An 18,060-nucleotide genomic window follows, 5' to 3' on the forward strand; every position below is an offset into this window, starting at 1 on the left:
TTACTTCGAGACCGGGAAGTTGAACTCGGCGCCCTTGGCGATGCTCTCGGGCCAGCGCTGCATCACGCTCTTTTGCTTGGTGTAGAAGCGCACGCCCTCTTCGCCATAGGCGTGCATGTCACCGAACAGGCTCTTCTTCCAGCCGCCGAAGCCGTGCCAGGCCATCGGCACCGGGATCGGCACGTTCACGCCCACCATGCCCACCTGCACGCGGCGGCTGAACTCGCGCGCCACGCCGCCATCGGTGGTGTAGATCGACACGCCGTTGCCGAACTCGTGCTCGTTGATCAGCTTCAGCGCGGCGGCGAAGTCGGGCACGCGCACGCAGGTCAGCACCGGGCCGAAGATCTCTTCCTTGTAGATGCGCATCTCGGGCGTGGCGTGGTCGAACAGCGAGCCGCCGGTGAAGAAGCCGCCTTCCAGGCCGGGCACCTGGAAGTTGCGGCCGTCGACCACCAGCTTGGCGCCCTCCTCGACACCGGTGGCGATGTAGCCCTCGATGCGTGCCTTGGCCTCGGCGGTGACGATCGGGCCCATCTCGGCGTCCAGGCTCATCGGGTCCTTGACCTTCAGCGTCCGGGCGCGCGCCGCCACCTTCTCGACGATGGTGTCGCCCACGTCGCCCACCAGCACCGCCACGCTGATGGCCATGCAGCGCTCGCCGGCCGAGCCGTACGCGGCGCCGACCAGCGCGTCCACCGCCTGCTCCACGTCGGCATCGGGCATCACCACCAGGTGGTTCTTGGCGCCGCCGAGCGCCTGCACGCGCTTGCCGTGGCGCGCGCCGGTCTCGTAGATGTAGTTGGCGATCGGCGTCGAGCCGACGAAGCTCACCGCCTTCACGTCGGGGTGGGTCAGCAGCGCGTCCACCGCCAGCTTGTCGCCCTGGATGACGTTGAAGATGCCGTCGGGCAGGCCGGCCTGCTTCAACAGATCGGCCATGAACAGGCTGCAGCTGGGGTCACGCTCGCTGGGCTTCAGGATGAAGGCGTTGCCGGTGACGAGTGCCAGAGGGAACATCCACAGCGGCACCATGCACGGGAAGTTGAACGGCGTGATGCCGGCCACCACGCCCAGCGGCTGGCGCAGCGTGTGGTTGTCGATGCCGGTGGACACCTGGTCGGTGAAGTCGCCCTTCAGCAGCTGCGGCGCGCCGCAGGCGAATTCCACGATGTCGATGCCGCGCGCCACCTCGCCCTGGGCATCGGTGAACACCTTGCCATGCTCGGCGGTGATCATGGCCGCCAGCGTGTCCTTGTGCTGGTTCAGCAGCTCCAGGAACTTGAACATCACACGCGCGCGACGCAGCGGCGGCAGCTCGCCCCAGGCCGGCTGGGCGGCCACGGCGGCGGCCACGGCGGCGTTCACCTCGTCGGCCGAGGCCAGCGCCACCTGGCGCGCCACGCGGCCGCTGGCCGGGTGGTAGACGGCCTGCTGGCGGCCGCTGGCGCCGGGCACCACGCGGCCGGCGATGTAGTGGCCGACGTCGGCGGTGGCGGTGAAGGCTTCAGGGGCGCCCATGGTGGTCTCCTTCGACGGTGTCGAGCGTGGTTCGGGATGAGGCCCGCAGTCTAGGCAGCTGAGGCCGCGGCGCCTAGCCGGGCGTGGCTGGATTCATTGTTCAGTTCAGTGAACAATCCAGTCACAGATCAAGGAACAACCGCCCGCCCATGGACGAACGCCGCATCGACACGCTCTGGAGCCATGTGCATGCGCTGAGCATCCTGGGCACGCTGGGCAGCTACACCGCCGCCGCGCAGCGCCTGGGCCTGAGCAAGGCGGCGATGAGCCAGCGCATCGCCGAGCTGGAGCGCGCGGCCGGTGTGCCGCTGGTGCTGCGCACCACCCGCAGCGTGCGCCTGACCGAGGCCGGCCAGCGCCTGGCCGACGCCACGGCCGGCGCCTTCGACACCATCGCCACCGCGTTCTCGGGCGTGCGCGATCTGGCCGAGCAGCCGCGCGGCCGGCTGCGCATCACCGCGCCGGTGGCGCTGGCGCGCCAGCAGCTGGTGCCGCGCCTGCCCGACTTCTTGCGCGCCCATCCCGAGGTGCGGGTGGAACTGGACCTGTCCGACCGGCTGGTGCCGCTGGCGCAGGAGGGCTTCGACCTGGCCATCCGCCACACCCACGCGCCGCCCGAGACGCATGTGGCCTGGGCGCTGTGCGAGACGCGCTCGCTGCTGGTGGCCAGCCGCGCCTACCTGCGCCGCCGCGGCACGCCCGCCACCCCCGACGACCTGGCCGCCCACGACTGCCTGCACTACCTGCGCCCCGGCGACACGCCCACCTGGACGCTGGGCGACGAGCAGGGCCAGGAGCGCACGGTGCCGGTGGCCGGCCCCTTTGCTGCCAACAACAGCGAGGCGCTGCGCGAGGCGGCGCTGCGCGGCCTGGGCATTGCGCTGCTGCCCGACTTCAGCGCCCAGGCCGCCCTGCGCGAAGGCAGGCTGCTGCCGGTGCTGCCCGGCTGGCGCCCGGTGGGCAACTACGGCAGCCACCTGTGGGCCATCCGCCCCTACAGCCCCTATGTGCCACGCGCGGTGCAGGCCTTGGTGGGTTGGCTGCGCGAGGCGCTGGCGGAGGGGTTTGCAGCCTGAGTGGGGCACCCGGTCGCCGGGTACAGCGACCACCCGCCGTGCGGGTACTCAGGTCGCTTGGGGCGGCCCGGCGCTGACCTGAGGCCAGCCAAAAAAAAGCCCGCCGAAAACTCGGCGGGCTGTTGAAGTCCTCGGAAAGGACGTCGTTGGGACCCTGGCAGCGCACATTGCGCTGCACAACGGAATGCACTGTGCCCAGCGCTGCGGGGGGCAGCCATCCCTAGAAAACGCTTTGTCACCCCGGCTGTGGTGCCGATGCCGCAGCGCAGCGGGCGGCGGCCAGGTCCCACAGCGCGGCGCCGCAGCTCTTGAACAGCACCGGTGCACCACCTGGGGGCACGGCCGGGCCGGCCAGCACGTCACCCAGCGTGGGCAGGCCGTCCAGCGCCAGGCCGGCGGCGATCAGGTCGCCGGCCTCGTGGCGGGCGGCGGGGCTGTCCAGCACCACGCGGCCGCGCGCGGCGAGGTCGCGGGTCAGCGCGGGGTCGAGCTCGATCATCTGCGGCGTGAACGCGCCGATGGCGGCGACGAAGGCGTCGTCACGCACCTGACCGCTGAGCACCACGGCGCTGGCCGGGGTGGCGGTGATGACCAGCGGGCAGTCGGCCAGCGCGGTGGGCAAGTCCGTCGCCGCGCGGGCCTGCACCCCGGCCTCGCGTTCCAGTTCGGCGGCAAAGTCGACGGCGCGCGCGGGCGTGCGGCCGATCACCTGCACCTCGCGCACGCCCAGGCCGGCGGCCAAGGCCTGCACATGCGACAGCGCCTGCACGCCGGTGCCGATGACCAGCAGCGGTCCGGCGGTGTTCGGCGCCAGGCGTTGCGCGGCCAGCAGCGTGGCGGCCGCCGTGCGCCGCGCCGTGACCGTGGGGCCGTCCAGCAGCAGCAGGCGCTCGCCGGTGGAGGCGCGCATCACCATCACGTCGCCCAGGATGGCCGGCAGGCCGCGCGCCGGGTTCTGCGCGCTGTAGGTGATGAGCTTGATGGCGGCCAGATCGCCCGCTTCTGGTGTGATCCAGGCCGGCATCAGGAACCACGAGGTGCCGGGTGCCACCGGCAGCACCCAGCGGTCGGGCGCCTGCACGCGGCCGGCGGCCTGGTCGGCCAGGGTGTCGGCGATGGCCTGGGTCAGCGGCGCCCAGGGCAGCGCGGCGGCGGTGGCGGCGGCGTCGAGCAGTTGCATCGGACGTCAGCCCGGCAGGCGCAGAAAGCCTGGCGCAGCGGCCAGCGCGGCCGCGTCGGTGCGCACCTTGCCGGGCTCGCCACCCTGGCCCCACAGTTCGCCGCCCCAGGCGGCGCCGCAGAACTCGGCGCACAGGCGCAGGCTGTCGATCATCGGCTGGGCCTTGGGCCGGTTGCCGCTGGTGGTGACCAGCCAGAAGCGTTTGGCCGCCATGCGGGCCTTGAAGTCCAGGCCCGGCACGCGCAGGAAGGCGCTCCAGTGGTCCAGATAGAGCTTCAGCTCGGCCGGCAGGCTGTACCAGTAGACCGGGGCCACGAACACCAGGTCGGTGGCGGCCAGGGTGTCGTCGAGGAGGCCGCGCAGGTCGCGCTCGGCCGGCACGGCGGCGTCGGGCATCGGGTAGGTGCCGCGGTCGTGGCGGTGGTCCTGGAACGGCGGCATGCTCAGGCCGTGCAGGTGGCGCCAGGTCTGGCGGGTGTCGGCCGGCAGCCCGGCGGCGGCGGCGCGGGCCAGGGCTTCGGTGTTGCCCTCGATGCCGGGCTCGCGGGTGCTGGCGACGAGGAAGAGCAGGTGGCGTTCAGTGGTCATGCGCTGGATCATAGGCAGGCGGTGACAATCCGCGGCATGACGCCTCCTCGCCCGCCTGCCAAGAAGTCAGCTCCTCGTCCTGCTGGAGCACCCGCCCGCAAGACCACCGCAGGAACGGGCTTCGGCTCGAACTTTGGCGCGGGCCGTGGCCCGGCGCCCGGCAAGCCCGCCGGCGCCCCTGCCGGCAAGACGGCGCCCCGGCCCGCTGCCGCACCCCGCAGCGGCACCAAGCCGCTGCCACCGCCCGAGCCGCTGGCCGAGCACGAGATCGACGCGCTGCAGGCCCTGCTCGACACCCTGCCCGCCAGCCACGACGCGCTGGACGTGATGTCGCTCGACGGCTACCTGGCCGGCGTGCTGCTGCAGCCCGATCCGGTGCCCGAGGTGCGCTGGCTGGCCCACATCGTCGATGTGGACGGCAAGGCCCCGCCGCCGCGCTTCGATGTCCAGCGCCTGCACCAGCTGGTGCGCCGCCGCCATGCCGAGCTGGCGCATGCGATCAGCGAGCGCGACTGGTTCGACCCCTGGGTGTACGAGCTGGACGACGCGGCCAGCCCGTCCGAGGTGGTGATGCCCTGGGTGGCCGGTTTCGCCACCGCGGTGGACCTGTTCCCGGCGCTGATGGACCGCCACGAGCCCGCGCTGATGGAGCCGTTGGCCCTGCTGTACCGCCACCTCGACCCTGAGGACCTGGAGGACGCCGACGAACTGCTGGCCGAGATCGAGACGCTGGAGCCGCCCGAGACGCTGGACGAAGCCGTCGAAGACCTGGTGCGCGCCACGCTGCTGATGGCCGATGTGTCGCTGCCGCAGGACAAGCCGGCCGGCAAGCCGGCGGCCAAGTCGGGCGGCCGCCCGGGTGGTCCGGGAGGCCCGCGCCGGCCGGGGCCGCCACGGCGCTGAGCGCCCGCCTGAACCAGGTTCAGGCGAAGACCCGCCGCGCGTGCTGGCCCAGGCCGGCGGCCACGCTGGCAAACGCGTCGCCGCGCACCCGGCGCGCGGCCGGAAAACGCGCCGCAATCGCCTCGGCCAGCGGCTTCAGCCCGGTGGAGCCGCCGGTGAAGTACAGCGCATCCACCTGCTCGCGCGTGATGCCGGCCTGCGTCAGCGTGTCGTCGGCCGCATCCACGATGCGCTGCAGATCGGCGCCGATGGCACCCACCGCCTGCGGCTCGTCCAGCGGCACGTCCAGGCCGTGGTCGCCCAGCAAGGAGAGGTCGATCAGCGTCTGGCCGCCCTCGGCCACCGCGATCTTGGCCGCCTCGGCGCGGGCGATCAGCGCATGGCCCAGGCGCTCGCGCACCACGGTCATCAGCCGCGCGTGGTGGGCCAGGTCGGCGTAGAAGGTCTTCATGCGGCCCAGTTCGGCCACGCGCTGCGGCACGTACACGGTGTTGATCAGGTGCCAGGTGGCGAGGTCGAAGTACACCTTGCTGGGCACCTCGCGGCCGGTGGGCCCCACGCCCTTGTAGCCGCAGGCCGGCAGGATGGCGGCCAGCTCGATGTGGCGGTCGAAATCGGTGCCGGCGATGTGCACGCCGTGGTTGGCCAGGATGTCGTCGGCGCGGTTCACGCGCTCGCGCCGCTCGGGTCCCACGCGCACCAGCGAGAAGTCGGAGGTGCCGCCGCCGATGTCGGCCACCAGCACGATCTGCTCGCGGTCCACCGTCATCTCGTAGTCCAGCGCGGCGGCGATCGGCTCGTACTGGAAGCTCACGTCGGCAAAACCCACGGCGCGCGCGGCCGCCTCCAGCGCCGCCTGGGCAGCGGCATCACGCTCGGGCTCGCCGTCGACGAAGAACACCGGCCGGCCCAGCACGGCGTGCGTCAGCGCCTGGCCGGCCTCGGCTTCGGCCAGGGTCTTCAGGTGGCGCAGGTAGCCCGAGACGATGTCCAGGTACTTCACCGAGCGGCCCGCGCCCACATCGGTGGCCTGCGTGGCCAGCGTGCTGCCCAGGATGCTCTTCATCGAGCGCATCAGCCGGCCCTCGATGCCTTCCACATACGCGGCCACCGCGGCGCGGCCGTAGTGGCGCTGCGGTTCCTCGTGCGGCTCCAGGCCTTCGACGGCATAGAACACCGCGGTGGGCATGGTGCTGCGGCCGGCCTCCAGCGCCACCAGGCGCACGCCGTCGCCGGCCGGGCTGCGTGTGGGCAGCGCGATGGCCGAGTTGGAGGTGCCGAAATCGATCGCGCAGACAGCGTGGGCCATGGGCAGGGCACGCGACGCCGGGCCGCCTGGGGCCCGGCCTCCGCGTTCACGGGGGTTTGGGAAGGGGCGCGATTCTAGGCGTGGGCCTGGCGGCCAAAGCCCGGAACTGCGCTGCCCGGCTCCCGCGTGGCTTGCCCGCGGTCTGGGCGCGGGGTCAGGCCCGGCCGGCGGCCGGTGCGCGCACCGGCACCTGCGGGCGCGGCGCCGGCAGCGCATCGCCGCAGAAACCGAAGCCGCTGGCGGCCAGCGCCGGGCGCTTGCCGCTGATCAGCTCGGCCAGGGCCTGGCCCGAGCCGGCGCCATGCGTCCAGCCCAGCGTGCCGTGGCCGGCGTTGAGCCACAGGTTGGCGATCTTGCTGCGGCCGATGTAGGGGATGTTGGTGGGCGTGCTGGGGCGCAGGCCGGCCCAGAAGTTGGGCTCGCTGGTGTCGGCCACGCCGGGGAACAGCTCTTCGTAGCGGCGCACCAGCGCGGCGCAGCGGGCGCGGGCGGTGGCGCCGTCGAGCGAGGTGTCATAGCCCGCCAGCTCGGCCGTGCCGGCCACGCGGATCGTGTCGCCCAGGCGGCTGATGGCGATCTTGCGCGTGTCGTCCAGCAGACTCACCACGCTGGCGTCCTGCGGGCGCTTGAGCTTCATCGTCGCCGAGTAGCCCTTGGCCGGGTAGATGTTCAGCCACACGCCCACCTGGCGCAGCAGCGGCGCGGTGTACGAGCCCATCGCCGCCACATAGGCGTCGGCGGTCAGCGTCTGGAAGCGGCCGTGGCGCAGGTGGTGCACGCGCACGCCGCTGATGCGATCCCCGGTGCGGTTCAGGCCGCTGATCGCGGTCTCGTGCAGGAAGGTGGCGCCGCGGGCGCGGCACAGCTCGGCCAGGCGCTGCGTGAACTCGCGCGCGTCGCCCGATTCGTCGCTGGGCGTGAAGGTGCCGCCGTGGATGGCGGGGCCGAAGGCGGCCAGCGCCGGCTCGACCTTCAGCACCTCGTCGCGGCTGAGCACGCGGCGGTCCACGCCATGCTGGCGCATCAGCTCGGCCGCGGCGGCGCCGGCCTCGTAGTCGGCGGCCGACGAGAAGAAGTGCAGGATGCCGCGCTCCAGCCGCTGGTACTGGATGCCGGTGGCGGCCACCATCTCCTTCAGCGATTCATGGCTGTAGCGGCCCAGCGCCACCAGCTGGCGCACATTGCGGGCGAAGGCTGCGTCGCTGCACTGGCCCAGGAAGCTCAGGCCCCAGCGCCACTGGTGCGGATCGAGCCGCGGGCGGAACAGCAGCGGCGAGTCGTCGCGCAGCAGCCACTTGGCCACCTTGAACGGCGCCTCGGCGCTGGCCCAGGGCTCGCAGAAGCTCACCGAGATCTGCGCGCCGTTGGCGAAGCTGGTCTCCAGCGCGGCGTCGGGCTGGCGGTCGACCACGGTGACCTCGTGGCCCTCGTTCAGCAGGTGCCAGGCGGTGGACACGCCGATGATGCCGGCGCCGAGAACGATGACCTTCATGGAGAGCTCCTGTGCACACGGGCTCGGGCGACCGGGGCGTCGCCGCAGCGGTGCGGTTGCCGGGGATTCTCGGCATCGCACCCTGATCCATGAAGATGGATTGATGAATTTACGCGTTCATTAGCCAAGCTAATGAGTGAGGCCGCTGTGTCACCAGCCGCGTGCGCACCAGGCGCTGGCGCACGTAGTCCATGCGCTGCGGCAGCAGGGCCAGGGCCTCCTCGATGCGCAAATCGCCCTGCGCCACCAGGCGCAGCAGCGCGCGCAACTCGGGCGGCAGACCGCTGAGCGCCTGGCTGGCCAGCACGGCGCGGCGGTCGCGGTGGGCGGCCAGCACGGCGGCCGCCAGCAGCCAGTCGACGAACTCGCCTTCGCCGCGCAGGCGCTGGATGGCCACCGCGCCTTCGGCGAAGCCGCGCCGTGCCGCCGCATCGCCGCCGCGCGCCAGCGTCCAGCGGAACAGGCTGTCCTTGTGCTGCGGCAGCCAGTCGCGCAGCACCGGCTCGCTGGAGCGCCAGGTCGGCTGCGCCGGGGCCGCGGGGCGCGCAAAGGGCGAAGTGGCCGGGGGGTGGACAGTGACCATCATGGACGCACAGCGTAGGTGCCACGGCCCGTGGCGGGTTGTGTGCTGGTGGCCGGAGCGTCTGTGACGTGGGTCACAACATTCAGTCCTCCCGACAGGCGCTTCCCAGGCTTCCCGCTGGTCCGTCGCGGTAGCGCGACGCACGCTGTGTCGGTCGCCCCCGGGTTTGCGGGGGCCGGTGCCATTCATCGTGAATATTGCCGTGCATGAGCGGACGGCCGGCGCTTCAATGCGCTGCCCGAATGCCGGCGTCTGGGGCGTCAGAACCCCGCAATTCCCGCGATGGCCGAGCGCGGCGTGCATGCATCCTGGGGCTGTGCGGTGAGGCCCCGAAATGCGTCCGCCGCCCGACCTTCGAGACGTGCCTACAACGCCCACCCAGGAGACTCCGATGTCGCTGCTGCCCGCCTTGTCCTTGTTCAGCCGCCTGGCCGGGCGCCGCGGCGTCGTGCGCGAGCCCGAGCCGGCCGACATGGGCACCGCGTTCGGCATGGAGCAGTGGCTGGACGAGGCCGACGAAGACCCGGTGCCGGTGGCCAGCCCGCCCGCGGCCCGTCGCGCCTGGTGGCCGCGCTGGCTGGCGCGCGCCGGCGCCCGGTGAGTGCGCGGCGAGCGTACGGCCAGCGCATCTGAGCGCCCGTCAGGCGGCGGGACTTGACCCACACCGGGGCGCTGCAAGCCCTGGTGACTGATCAGTCACTGAATAACCTTGCTGGTATGGATGCGGCGGCCCCGTCCTAGAATGGGGGCGTGAACGAAGTTGTCGACGCCGCCCCCGCCAAGCTGAGCTTTCGCCAGAAGACCTTGCTGGCCCGCGAAGACGCCATCGTCGCGGCCGTCAAGCGCCTGCTCGCCGAGAAGGGTTTCGACCTGATGACGGTGGACGAGGTGGCGGCCGAGGTGGGCATTGCCAAGGCCAGCCTGTACAAGCACTTCGCCTCGAAGGAACAACTGGCCGCTGCCGCCATGGTGCAGACCATGGACCAGGCGCTGACCATCGTCGATGGCCTCGCCGCCGACGCGTCGCTCGACGCCGCCGGCCGCCTGAAGGCCATGACGCGCTGGACGCTGGAAACCCAGCTGGCCGGGGCCATGCCCACGCTGCCGTCCGAGAACTCGTCGCTGCGCAGCGCGCTGCTGGCGCACCGCGACTACATGGACCGGCTGATGACGCTGAGCGACCGGCTCGGCGAATGGATCGTGCAGGCCCAGGCCGACAGCACGGTCAACCCGGCGCTGCCGCCCGAGGCGGTGCTGTACACGATCTACGCCCGCGCCTGCGATCCGGTGCTGGGCTTCCTGAAGGCCGGTGGCAGCCACAGCGACGCGCAGATCGTCGACTGGGTGCTGTCCACCTGCTTCGACGGACTGGCGACGCGGCGCTGACCGCGCCGAAGCGGCGCCGGGTGCTCCAGCGGGCCAGCGCCGGGCCGCCCCAAGCAGGCCCGCCAACCCGCTCGGCGGGTGGTCGCCGTACCCGGCGACCGGGTGCTTCAGTTACCTGATGATGAGCACCGGCACCTCGCTGCGGCTGATGACCTTGGTGGTCACCGAGCCGAGCACCAGGTTGCCCAGCACGCCGTGGCCGTGCGAGCCCATCATCAGCAGGTCGTACTTGCCCTTGGCGGCCAGGTCGACGATCACATCGGCGGCGTGGCCCACCTTGCCGACGAAATCGGCCTTGATCTTCTGCTTGGCAAAGAAGCTGCGGATCGGCTTGAACACCTTGTCGGCCTCTTCGGCGTAGTAGCCCTTCAGGAGTTCCTTGTCGATGACCGAGGCGGCGCGCGCCGGCACGGCCGGGGCCACATAGGCCAGGGTGTAGCTGTGCGCCTCGCCCAGCCATTCGTCGTGGGCGGCCAGGTAGGCCAGCATGCGCTTGGTGAACGGGCTGCCGTCGACGGGGACCAGGATCTTCATGGAGTGCTCCTCAGAGGGGTAATGGCTGCAGTGTCGCACCGCTGAGGGGCTGCGACTTGCCCGATGTCAAGGCGCGGGGCAGATGATCAGCTTGAACGGATCGAAGCCCGCGTCCTCGCCCTTGCGGCCCAGGCCGGTGGCCTGGCAGACCACGCGCGTGGGCGGCCGGCCGGGGCGGGGCACCTCGTAGTCGTGCCGGCAGTGCAGGTGGCCGTGCAGCCACAGGTCGGCCAGCGGGATGAGGTCGTCGTCGGCGTTGCAGAAGCTGGCGGTGCCGGGCTGCTTGCCGTAGCGCGGGTCGGCGCTCTTCAGGCTGGGCGCGAAATGCGTGATGACCACCGTGCTGTCCCAGCCGCCCTCGGCGGCGCCGGGGTTGGGGCGTTGCAGTTCGGCGGCCAGCCAGGCGCGGCAGGCCAGGGCCTCGTCGCGCAGCACGGCGGCGTCGATGGGGTCGTCGCCGCGGCGGCTGTCCATCAGGCGCAGGTAGTACGCGGCGGCGCGCATCGCACGCTCGCGGCCGGCCGCGCCGAAGACGTCGAAGTCGCACCAGCGCACCGTGCCCAGCAGGCGCACGCGCTGGCCTTTGCGGCTGGTGTGGATGAGCGATTCGCGCTCGAGCAGGCGGATGTTCAGCGCCGCCAGGTGGGCGCGCAGGTCGATCCAGGCCTGTTCCAGCTCGCGGCGATCGAACTCGTGGTTGCCGGCCACGGCCACCACCGGCACCGGCCAGTGCGCAAAGCGCGCCCAACCGGCCCAGCTGGCGTCGATGTCGCCGGCCAGCACCAGCAACTCGGCGCCGGGCGCCGGTTGCGGGTCGAAGGTCTCGGATTCGAGGTGAAGATCGGAAAGCAATTGCAGGATCACGGGGCGATGATGCCCCGGATCCGATGCGCCCCGATCAAGCCTGCAGTGCGGCCTCGATCTTCGCCTTGGTGGCCGGCAGCTCGGCCGGCAGGTGGTGGCTCAGGGTCTCGAACAGCTCGGCGTGCAGCTTCAGCTCGGCTTGCCAGGCGGCCTTGTCGATCGAGATCACCGACTGGAACTGCTCGGGCGTGAAGTCCAGGCCGTCGAAGTTCAGGTCTTCGTAGCGCGGGCTCACGCCGAACACGTTCTCGGTGCCACCGGCGCTGCCTTCCACGCGGTCGAGCATCCACTTCAGCACGCGCATGTTGTCGCCGTAGCCCGGCCAGACGAACTTGCCGTCGGCGCCCTTGCGGAACCAGTTCACGCAGTAGATCTTGGGCAGCGCGTGGCCGTTGGCCTGCAGCTGCTTGCCCAGGCCCAGCCAGTGCGCGAAGTAGTCGCTCATGTGGTAGCCCATGAACGGCAGCATCGCGAACGGGTCGCGGCGCACCACGCCCTGCTGGCCGGCGGCCGCAGCGGTGGTTTCCGAGCCCATCGTGGCGGCCATGTAGACGCCTTCGGTCCAGTTGCGCGCCTCGGTGACCAGCGGCACCGTGGTGCTGCGGCGGCCGCCGAAGATGAAGGCGTCGATGGCCACGCCGTGGGCGTTGTCCCAGTCGGCGTCCAGCACCGGGTTGTTGGTGGCGCTGACCGTGAAGCGGGCGTTCGGGTGCGCGGCCTTGGCGCCGGTTTCCTTGGCAATCTGCGGCGTCCAGTCCTTGCCCTGCCAGTCGATGGCGTGGGCCGGGGCGTCGCCGTCCATGCCTTCCCACCACACGTTGCCGTCGTCGGTGAGGGCCACGTTGGTGTAGATGACGTCCGACTTCAGCGAATCCATGCAGTTCGGATTCGTCTTGTAGTTGGTGCCGGGGGCCACGCCGAAGTAACCCGCTTCGGGGTTGATGGCGTACAGGCGGCCATCGGCACCGGGCTTGATCCAGGCGATGTCGTCACCGATGGTGGTGACCTTCCAGCCGGCGAAGGTCTGGGGCGGCACCAGCATCGCGAAGTTGGTCTTGCCGCAGGCGCTGGGGAAGGCGGCGGCCACGTGGTACTTCTTGCCGGCGGGCGAGGTGACGCCCAGGATCAGCATGTGCTCGGCCAGCCAGCCGTGGTCGCGGCCCATGGTGCTGGCGATGCGCAGCGCGAAGCACTTCTTGCCCAGCAGCGCGTTGCCGCCGTAGCCCGAGCCGTAGGACCAGATCTCGCGCGTCTCGGGGTAGTGCACGATGTACTTGGTCTTGCTGCAGGGCCAGGCGACATCTTTCTGGCCGGCTTCCAGCGGCGCGCCCACGGTGTGCACGCAGGGCACGAACTCGCCGTCGGTGCCCAGCACGTCGAACACGGCCTTGCCCATGCGGGTCATGTGGCGCATGTTGACGGCCACATACGGGCTGTCACTCAGCTCGATGCCGATGTGGGCGATGTGCGAGCCCAGCGGGCCCATCGAGAACGGCACCACGTACAGCGTGCGGCCCTTCATGCAGCCCTTGAACAGGGCCTTGTCGCCGGTCTGCAGCAGTTCGCGCATCTCGGCCGGGGCCATCCAGTTGTTGGTGGGGCCGGCGTCCTCGGGGCGCTCGCTGCAGATGAAGGTGCGGTCTTCGACGCGCGCCACGTCGCTGGCGTCGCTGCGGGCCAGGAAGCTGTTGGGGCGCAGTTCGGGGTTCAGCTTGATGAAGGTGCCGGCGTCCACCAGCTGCTTGCACAGGCGGTCGTACTCTTCCTGGCTGCCGTCGCACCAGTACACGTCGCGGGCCTCGGTGAGGGCGGCGATCTCGGCCACCCACGCCACCAGGCGGGCGTGTTTGACGTGGGCGGGAACGTTCAGGCGCAGGCCTTCCATCACGGGCTGGTTCACGGGGGCTCCAATCATGGTCAAGATGAAAAAGCGGTTTTGAACCAGCCCCCCGGCCGCGCCATGCGCTGGCTGCGAGGCTCGTTCAACGCCGCGTGTTGGGACAAGCTGGGCCGGCCGCGATCGGGCCTGGCCACCGGATCCGACGGGTTACATCGGATGACACGCGCACGCCCTGGGATGACAGGGCCGGTGCATTGTCAAACCAGTGTAATAGGCAGGTAACTACCGGGCCCCCGGGGGTATGCAAATACTGCATGAGGCTATGTCCCCGCCGGCGTGCGACTTTCACGCCTCTTACCATTTGCGGCCCCGCAGCCCGCCCAACCCCCTCGAAAGCCGCCCATGAAGGTCCTCAGTGTCAACGTCGCCCGCATCGAATCCCGCCTGATCGACGGCCGGCGCGTGGCCACCGCCATCGGCAAGCGCGCGGTGGCGGGACCGGTGGGCGTGCTGCCGCTGGGGCTGGAAGGCGACGAGCAGGCCGACCCCAGCGTGCATGGCGGGCTGAGCAAGGCGGTGTACGCCTACCCGGCCGAGCGCTACGGCTTCTGGCAGGGCGTGCGGGCGCAGGCCCGCGCCGCCGGCCCCGACGAGGCGCTGCCGCCGGGCTTTCTGGGCGAGAACCTCACGATCGAGGGGCTGGACGAGGCGCAGTGCTTCGTCGGTGATCGCTGGCAGCTGCCCGGCTGCGTGCTGGCCGTCAGCGAGCCGCGCCAGCCCTGCTTCAAGTTCAATGCGGTGATGGGCTTCAACCAGGCCGGCAAGCTGATGGCGCAATCGGGCTGGTGCGGCACGTACCTCGCGGTGATCGAGCCGGGCCTGATCCAGGCCGGCGACGAGATCGAGGTCATCCCCGGCCCGCGCGAGGTGGCGATCCGCGAGCTCTTCATGGCGAAGATGAAGAAGAAGCAGCACCTCTGATGGCTTCCAGCCGCCGGGCCTGGCGCCGCCACAGCGGCCCGGTGAGCACCAGCACTGCCACGTAGCGCACCACGTGGAACGCCGTGACCACCGGCACGCCCAGGCCCAGCACGCTGGCGGTGATGGCCATCTCGGCAATGCCGCCGGGCGAGGTGGCCAGCACCAGCGTGGCCGGATGCAGGCCCAGCGCCCACGCCAGCGCCCAGGCGAAGCCGGCCGACACCGCGATCATGCCCAGCGTGCCCACGGCCACCGCGCCCAGCCAGCGCGGCGCGGCGCGCATGAAGGCCGGGGTGAAGCGGCTGCCCAGCATCACGCCGATGGCCAGCTGGCCGGCGTTGAGCAGGCCGCGCGGCAGGGCCGAGCCGGCGTGGCCGGTGGCCGCCAGTGCGGCCGACACCGCCAGCGCGCCCAGCACCCAGGGGTTGGGTGTGCGCAGCCGCCACATCAGCGCGCAGCCGCCCGCCGTGGCCGCCAGCAGGCCGGCCAGCGCCGGCCAGTCGACCTGTCGGGTGATGGGCGCCGCCAGGTCGGCGCCATGCACATCCAGCGCCAGCAAGGCGAACGGGATCAGCACCACGACGATGATCACGCGCAGCGAATGCGCCGCGGCCACGCGGTCCACCCGGCCATGGTGGCGCTCGGCCAGGATGGCCATCTCCGAGGCGCCGCCGATCGCACCAGCGAAGTACGCGCTCACGTGATCGGTCGGATCCAGCTGTTTCGCGCCGCCCTGTGTCCACACCAGGAAGCGGTAGAAGCCGTGGCCCAGCAGCAGCGCCCAGGCCACGCCCAGCGCGATGGCCGGTGCCAGCCGCGCCACCACCGCCAGCACCGGCGGCGTGAAGTACAGGCCCAGCGCCGTGCCCAGCCACCACAGGCCGGCATTGCGCAGCCGCACCGAGGCCTGCAGCGGCCAGCCCAGCATGCAGCCCAGGGCGGTGGCCAGCAGCGGGCCGATCATCCACGGCAGCGGCACGTGCAGCGCCGCCGCCAGCGCGCCGGCGGCGGCGGCCCAGGCCAGCGTGGCCGCCAGGCGAACCGGGCGCGGCGCGCTTGCCAGCCCGCTCACTTCGCCAGGGCGGCCGCTTCGTCCAGCGTCGGGTAGTCGGTGTAGCCGGTGGCGTCGCTCAGGTACACGGTGCCCGGGTTGATCGGCGCGATCGGCGCGTTCTCGCGCAGGCGGCGGCCGAGGTCGGGGTTGCTGATGAAGGGCCGGCCGAAGGCCACCGCGTCGGCGCCGCCTGCGGCCACCACGTCCAGCGCCATCTGGCGCGTGTAGCCGTTGTTCACCATCCACGGGCCGCCGAAGGCCGCGCGCATCGCGGCGTAGTCAAACGGCTTGACGCCCTGGTCGGACAGGTCGCGCGGGCCGCCGGTGGAGCCTTCCACCACCTCCAGGAAGGCCAGCTTCAGCGGCGCCAGCTGGGCGGCCACGTAGGTGTAGAGCGCTTGCGCGTCGCTGTCCTGCGGCGCGGCGTTGGCCGGCGTGATGGGCGACAGACGCAGCGCGGTGCGGCCGGCGCCGATCTCGTCGGCCACGGCGCGCATCACCTCCAGCAGCAGGCGGGCACGGTTCTCGATCGAGCCGCCGTAGGCATCGCTGCGGTCGTTGATGCTGTCGCGCAGGAACTGCTCGAGCAGGTAGCCGTTGGCGCCGTGCACCTGCACACCGTCGAAGCCGGCGGCGATGGCATTGCGCGCGGCCTGTCGGTAGGCGGCGATGACGCCCGGGATCTCGTCGGCGCGCAGCGGGCGCGGCTGCGAGGCCAGCTTGGCGCCTTCATGGGTGCGCGTCTTCACGCCCTCGGCGGTCTTGTCGCTGGACGACACCGGCGCCGCGCCGCCGGGCTGCAGGAGGTTGTGCGAGATGCGGCCCACGTGCCACAGCTGGGCGATGATCTTGCCGCCCTGGGCGTGCACGGCGTCCGTCACCGGGCGCCAGGCGGCGGTCTGCTCGGGCGTGTAGAGCCCCGGCGTGTCGATGTAGCCGCGGCCTTCGGGGCAGACCTGGATGGCCTCGCTGATGATCAGCGCGGCGCCGGTGGCCGGGTTGGCGCGCTGGGCGTAGTACTGGCGCATCAGGTCGTTGGCCAGTTCGCCGGGCGCGCGGGTGCGCGTCAGCGGCGACATCACGATGCGGGTGGCGAGCGACAGGTCGCCAAGCTGGACGGGATCGAAGAGGGTAGGCATGGGCGGCAGGTTAACCGGCCGGCGCATGTCCCTGCTGTCACGCCTGCGGCGCGGTCCGTGGCAGGGCGCTGCGCGGCGGCCCGTGGTGGCCCATGGCGGTCCGTCGCGGTGCGACCGGGCCTGCGTCCGTCCAGGCGCCAAAAGGTGCGCACCTTGAGGGTGAGCACCGTCTTCAACCCGTCGCGTGGCTCGACGACACTGGGGGTCAGCCGTTACGAAACGTTGCCACCGCTCCGCACCGTCATGCCTCAGCTGTCCCGCGCCGCGGTGCGTCGCGTCGCCCCCTTCGTCGCTTTCATGCTGTTGCTGGCGCTGCGCGGCATGGTGCCTGCCGATGGCCACTGGGGCGTCGACGGCCGCTGGCTGTACGCGCTGAACCTGCTGGTGGTGGGGGGCCTGCTGCTGGCCTGGCGCCGCGAGTACGGCGAGCTGGCGCGCCAGACCCTGCCCACGTGGCGCGAGGCCGCGTTGTCGGTGGGCGTCGGCGTGGCGGTCTTCGTGGCCTGGATCCACCTCGATGCGCCGTGGATGCAGATCGGCCAGCCCACGGCCGCCTTCGTGCCGCTGACGCATGCCGGCGCGCTCGACTGGCCGCTGATCGTCGTGCGCTGGCTGGGCGCGGCGCTGCTGGTGCCGGTGATGGAAGAGCTGTTCTGGCGCTCGTTCCTGATGCGCTGGCTGCAGCAGCCGGTGTTCGAGGGACTGGACCCGCGTGCCACCGGCGCGCGTGCGGTGCTGCTGTCCACCTTCGTGTTCATGCTCGCGCATCCGCTGTGGCTGGCGGCCATCGTCGCCGGCCTGGCCTATGCGCTGCTGTACCGGGCCACCGGCCGGCTGTGGACGGCGGTGATCGCCCACGCCGTGACCAACGGCGCGCTGGGCATCTGGGTGGTGGCTTCAGGGCAATGGCAATTCTGGTGAGCGCCTGAGCGCTCTTCTGCTGCGCGGGCACATGGCGGCCCTGCGCTGCTCGCCGTACGGGTGTACGGCTGCGCTGCTCGAACCACCCTGAGCCCGCTCGCGACGAAGATCGCCTCAGGCGCTGGTGTTGCCACCCGCCCGCCAGCGCCCCCACTGCATGCGCGCCAAGCGCTTGATGGCGCGGCCGGTGCGCCAGGCCCAGGAGGCGCGCACGCGGGCCAGCAGCGCTTCCTTCCAGACACTCCAGTGCGTGTAGAGCGCGGCGAACCACGCCAGCTGCATCAGTGCCGGCCGGGTCAGCGTGAACAGGCGCGCCACCACCGCCGTGCCCACCAGCTTGGCGGCAACGATCACGGCCACGCCCAACAGGCGCTTGCCGTGGGCGATGAGGCCCAGCGCCAGCAGCTTGACCGGCAGCAGCAGCAGCGCCGGCAGCGCGAACACCGCCAGCGCCGCAGCCGGCGGCAGCCGGGTGATGGCGGCCTCCAGCTGGCGCAGCAGCGGCAGCCGGCCCAGGCGGGCCAGCGCGCGCTGCAGCGGCTCCCAGCCCCATTCCTCGAACAGGATCAGCAGCGCCAGCAGTGCGCCGCCGAGGCGGCGCAGCCACTGCAGCAGGGTGCGCCATGGGCCGGGGCTCAGGCCGCGCGGCGGCTCATGCGGATGGGGGGCCATGGCCGCATGATCCGCGG

The 18,060-nt window shown here is 71.7% G+C and carries 17 protein-coding genes and 1 pseudogene; 6 read left to right on the forward strand and 12 right to left on the reverse strand.

Annotated features, from left to right (window positions below):
• On the reverse strand, positions 1-1,521 hold the full coding sequence (locus AACH10_RS16790) for a CoA-acylating methylmalonate-semialdehyde dehydrogenase (RefSeq protein ID WP_341411606.1): 1,521 nt from the start codon (positions 1,519-1,521) through the stop codon (positions 1-3).
• Between the two features lie 149 nt (positions 1,522-1,670).
• Here AACH10_RS16790 and AACH10_RS16795 point away from each other — a divergent pair, with 149 nt between their 5' ends.
• Complete coding sequence (locus tag AACH10_RS16795; protein ID WP_341411607.1) at positions 1,671-2,597, forward strand: LysR family transcriptional regulator; 927 nt, start codon at positions 1,671-1,673, stop codon at positions 2,595-2,597.
• A gap of 235 nt (positions 2,598-2,832) precedes the next feature.
• On the opposite strand, the gene AACH10_RS16800 is transcribed toward AACH10_RS16795, so the two are convergent.
• Both AACH10_RS16800 and AACH10_RS16805 read right to left on the reverse strand, forming a co-directional pair.
• A complete protein-coding gene (locus AACH10_RS16800; RefSeq protein ID WP_341411608.1) occupies positions 2,833-3,777 on the reverse strand; it encodes a delta(1)-pyrroline-2-carboxylate reductase family protein in 945 nt (314 codons plus the stop codon).
• Between the two features lie 6 nt (positions 3,778-3,783).
• Positions 3,784-4,365: an NAD(P)H-dependent oxidoreductase gene (locus AACH10_RS16805; RefSeq protein WP_341411609.1), complete on the reverse strand. Its 582-nt coding sequence runs from the start codon at positions 4,363-4,365 to the stop codon at positions 3,784-3,786.
• A 36-nt stretch (positions 4,366-4,401) separates the two neighbouring features.
• Between AACH10_RS16805 and AACH10_RS16810 the strand changes: the two genes are divergently transcribed.
• Positions 4,402-5,268, forward strand: a complete 867-nt coding sequence (locus AACH10_RS16810) for a YecA/YgfB family protein (RefSeq protein ID WP_341411610.1) — start codon at positions 4,402-4,404, stop codon at positions 5,266-5,268.
• A gap of 19 nt (positions 5,269-5,287) precedes the next feature.
• On the opposite strand, the gene AACH10_RS16815 is transcribed toward AACH10_RS16810, so the two are convergent.
• From AACH10_RS16815 to AACH10_RS16825, 3 genes are all read right to left on the reverse strand, one after another.
• Positions 5,288-6,577, reverse strand: coding sequence for an Hsp70 family protein (locus AACH10_RS16815; RefSeq protein ID WP_341411611.1), 1,290 nt, complete (start codon positions 6,575-6,577; stop codon positions 5,288-5,290).
• A gap of 154 nt (positions 6,578-6,731) precedes the next feature.
• Complete coding sequence (locus AACH10_RS16820) at positions 6,732-8,069, reverse strand: D-amino acid dehydrogenase (protein WP_341411612.1); 1,338 nt, start codon at positions 8,067-8,069, stop codon at positions 6,732-6,734.
• 109 nt (positions 8,070-8,178) lie between these two features.
• A complete protein-coding gene (locus AACH10_RS16825; protein ID WP_341411613.1) occupies positions 8,179-8,655 on the reverse strand; it encodes a hypothetical protein in 477 nt (158 codons plus the stop codon).
• A 388-nt stretch (positions 8,656-9,043) separates the two neighbouring features.
• Between AACH10_RS16825 and AACH10_RS16830 the strand changes: the two genes are divergently transcribed.
• Together AACH10_RS16830 and AACH10_RS16835 are read left to right on the forward strand one after the other, a co-directional pair.
• Complete coding sequence (locus AACH10_RS16830) at positions 9,044-9,253, forward strand: hypothetical protein (RefSeq protein ID WP_341411614.1); 210 nt, start codon at positions 9,044-9,046, stop codon at positions 9,251-9,253.
• Positions 9,254-9,402: 149 nt separating this feature from the next.
• The gene (locus tag AACH10_RS16835; RefSeq protein WP_341411615.1) at positions 9,403-10,038 is read left to right on the forward strand and encodes a TetR/AcrR family transcriptional regulator; all 636 of its coding nucleotides are present in this window, start codon (positions 9,403-9,405) and stop codon (positions 10,036-10,038) included.
• Between the two features lie 111 nt (positions 10,039-10,149).
• On the opposite strand, the gene AACH10_RS16840 is transcribed toward AACH10_RS16835, so the two are convergent.
• The 3 genes and pseudogenes from AACH10_RS16840 to AACH10_RS16850 all read right to left on the reverse strand — a co-directional run bounded on the left by AACH10_RS16840 (position 10,150) and on the right by AACH10_RS16850 (position 13,336).
• On the reverse strand, positions 10,150-10,572 hold the full coding sequence (locus tag AACH10_RS16840) for a universal stress protein (RefSeq protein WP_341411616.1): 423 nt from the start codon (positions 10,570-10,572) through the stop codon (positions 10,150-10,152).
• A gap of 66 nt (positions 10,573-10,638) precedes the next feature.
• Positions 10,639-11,448, reverse strand: a pseudogene (locus AACH10_RS16845) (metallophosphoesterase); the annotation flags it as partial.
• A 22-nt stretch (positions 11,449-11,470) separates the two neighbouring features.
• The gene (locus tag AACH10_RS16850) at positions 11,471-13,336 is read right to left on the reverse strand and encodes a phosphoenolpyruvate carboxykinase (GTP) (RefSeq protein WP_341411617.1); all 1,866 of its coding nucleotides are present in this window, start codon (positions 13,334-13,336) and stop codon (positions 11,471-11,473) included.
• Between the two features lie 342 nt (positions 13,337-13,678).
• Between AACH10_RS16850 and AACH10_RS16855 the strand changes: the two genes are divergently transcribed.
• The gene (locus tag AACH10_RS16855) at positions 13,679-14,257 is read left to right on the forward strand and encodes an MOSC domain-containing protein (RefSeq protein ID WP_341411618.1); all 579 of its coding nucleotides are present in this window, start codon (positions 13,679-13,681) and stop codon (positions 14,255-14,257) included.
• Here AACH10_RS16855 and AACH10_RS16860 read toward each other — a convergent pair.
• Positions 14,223-15,329, reverse strand: coding sequence for an AbrB family transcriptional regulator (locus AACH10_RS16860; RefSeq protein WP_341411620.1), 1,107 nt, complete (start codon positions 15,327-15,329; stop codon positions 14,223-14,225). The two genes, AACH10_RS16855 and AACH10_RS16860, sit on opposite strands and share 35 nt — an antisense overlap.
• Positions 15,326-16,450 carry an alkene reductase gene (locus tag AACH10_RS16865; protein ID WP_341411621.1) on the reverse strand — a complete coding sequence of 375 codons (1,125 nt, stop codon included), beginning with the start codon at positions 16,448-16,450 and terminating at the stop codon, positions 15,326-15,328. The genes AACH10_RS16860 and AACH10_RS16865 overlap by 4 nt, the downstream gene beginning before the upstream one ends.
• A gap of 243 nt (positions 16,451-16,693) precedes the next feature.
• Here AACH10_RS16865 and AACH10_RS16870 point away from each other — a divergent pair, with 243 nt between their 5' ends.
• Positions 16,694-17,371, forward strand: coding sequence for a CAAX prenyl protease-related protein (locus AACH10_RS16870; protein WP_341411622.1), 678 nt, complete (start codon positions 16,694-16,696; stop codon positions 17,369-17,371).
• Between the two features lie 114 nt (positions 17,372-17,485).
• On the opposite strand, the gene AACH10_RS16875 is transcribed toward AACH10_RS16870, so the two are convergent.
• A complete protein-coding gene (locus tag AACH10_RS16875) occupies positions 17,486-18,043 on the reverse strand; it encodes a hypothetical protein (RefSeq protein ID WP_341411623.1) in 558 nt (185 codons plus the stop codon).
• Positions 18,044-18,060 lie beyond the last annotated feature (17 nt).

The organism is Pseudaquabacterium inlustre, from assembly GCF_038066595.1.
Taxonomy (GTDB): Bacteria; Pseudomonadota; Gammaproteobacteria; order Burkholderiales; family Burkholderiaceae_C; genus Pseudaquabacterium; species Pseudaquabacterium inlustre.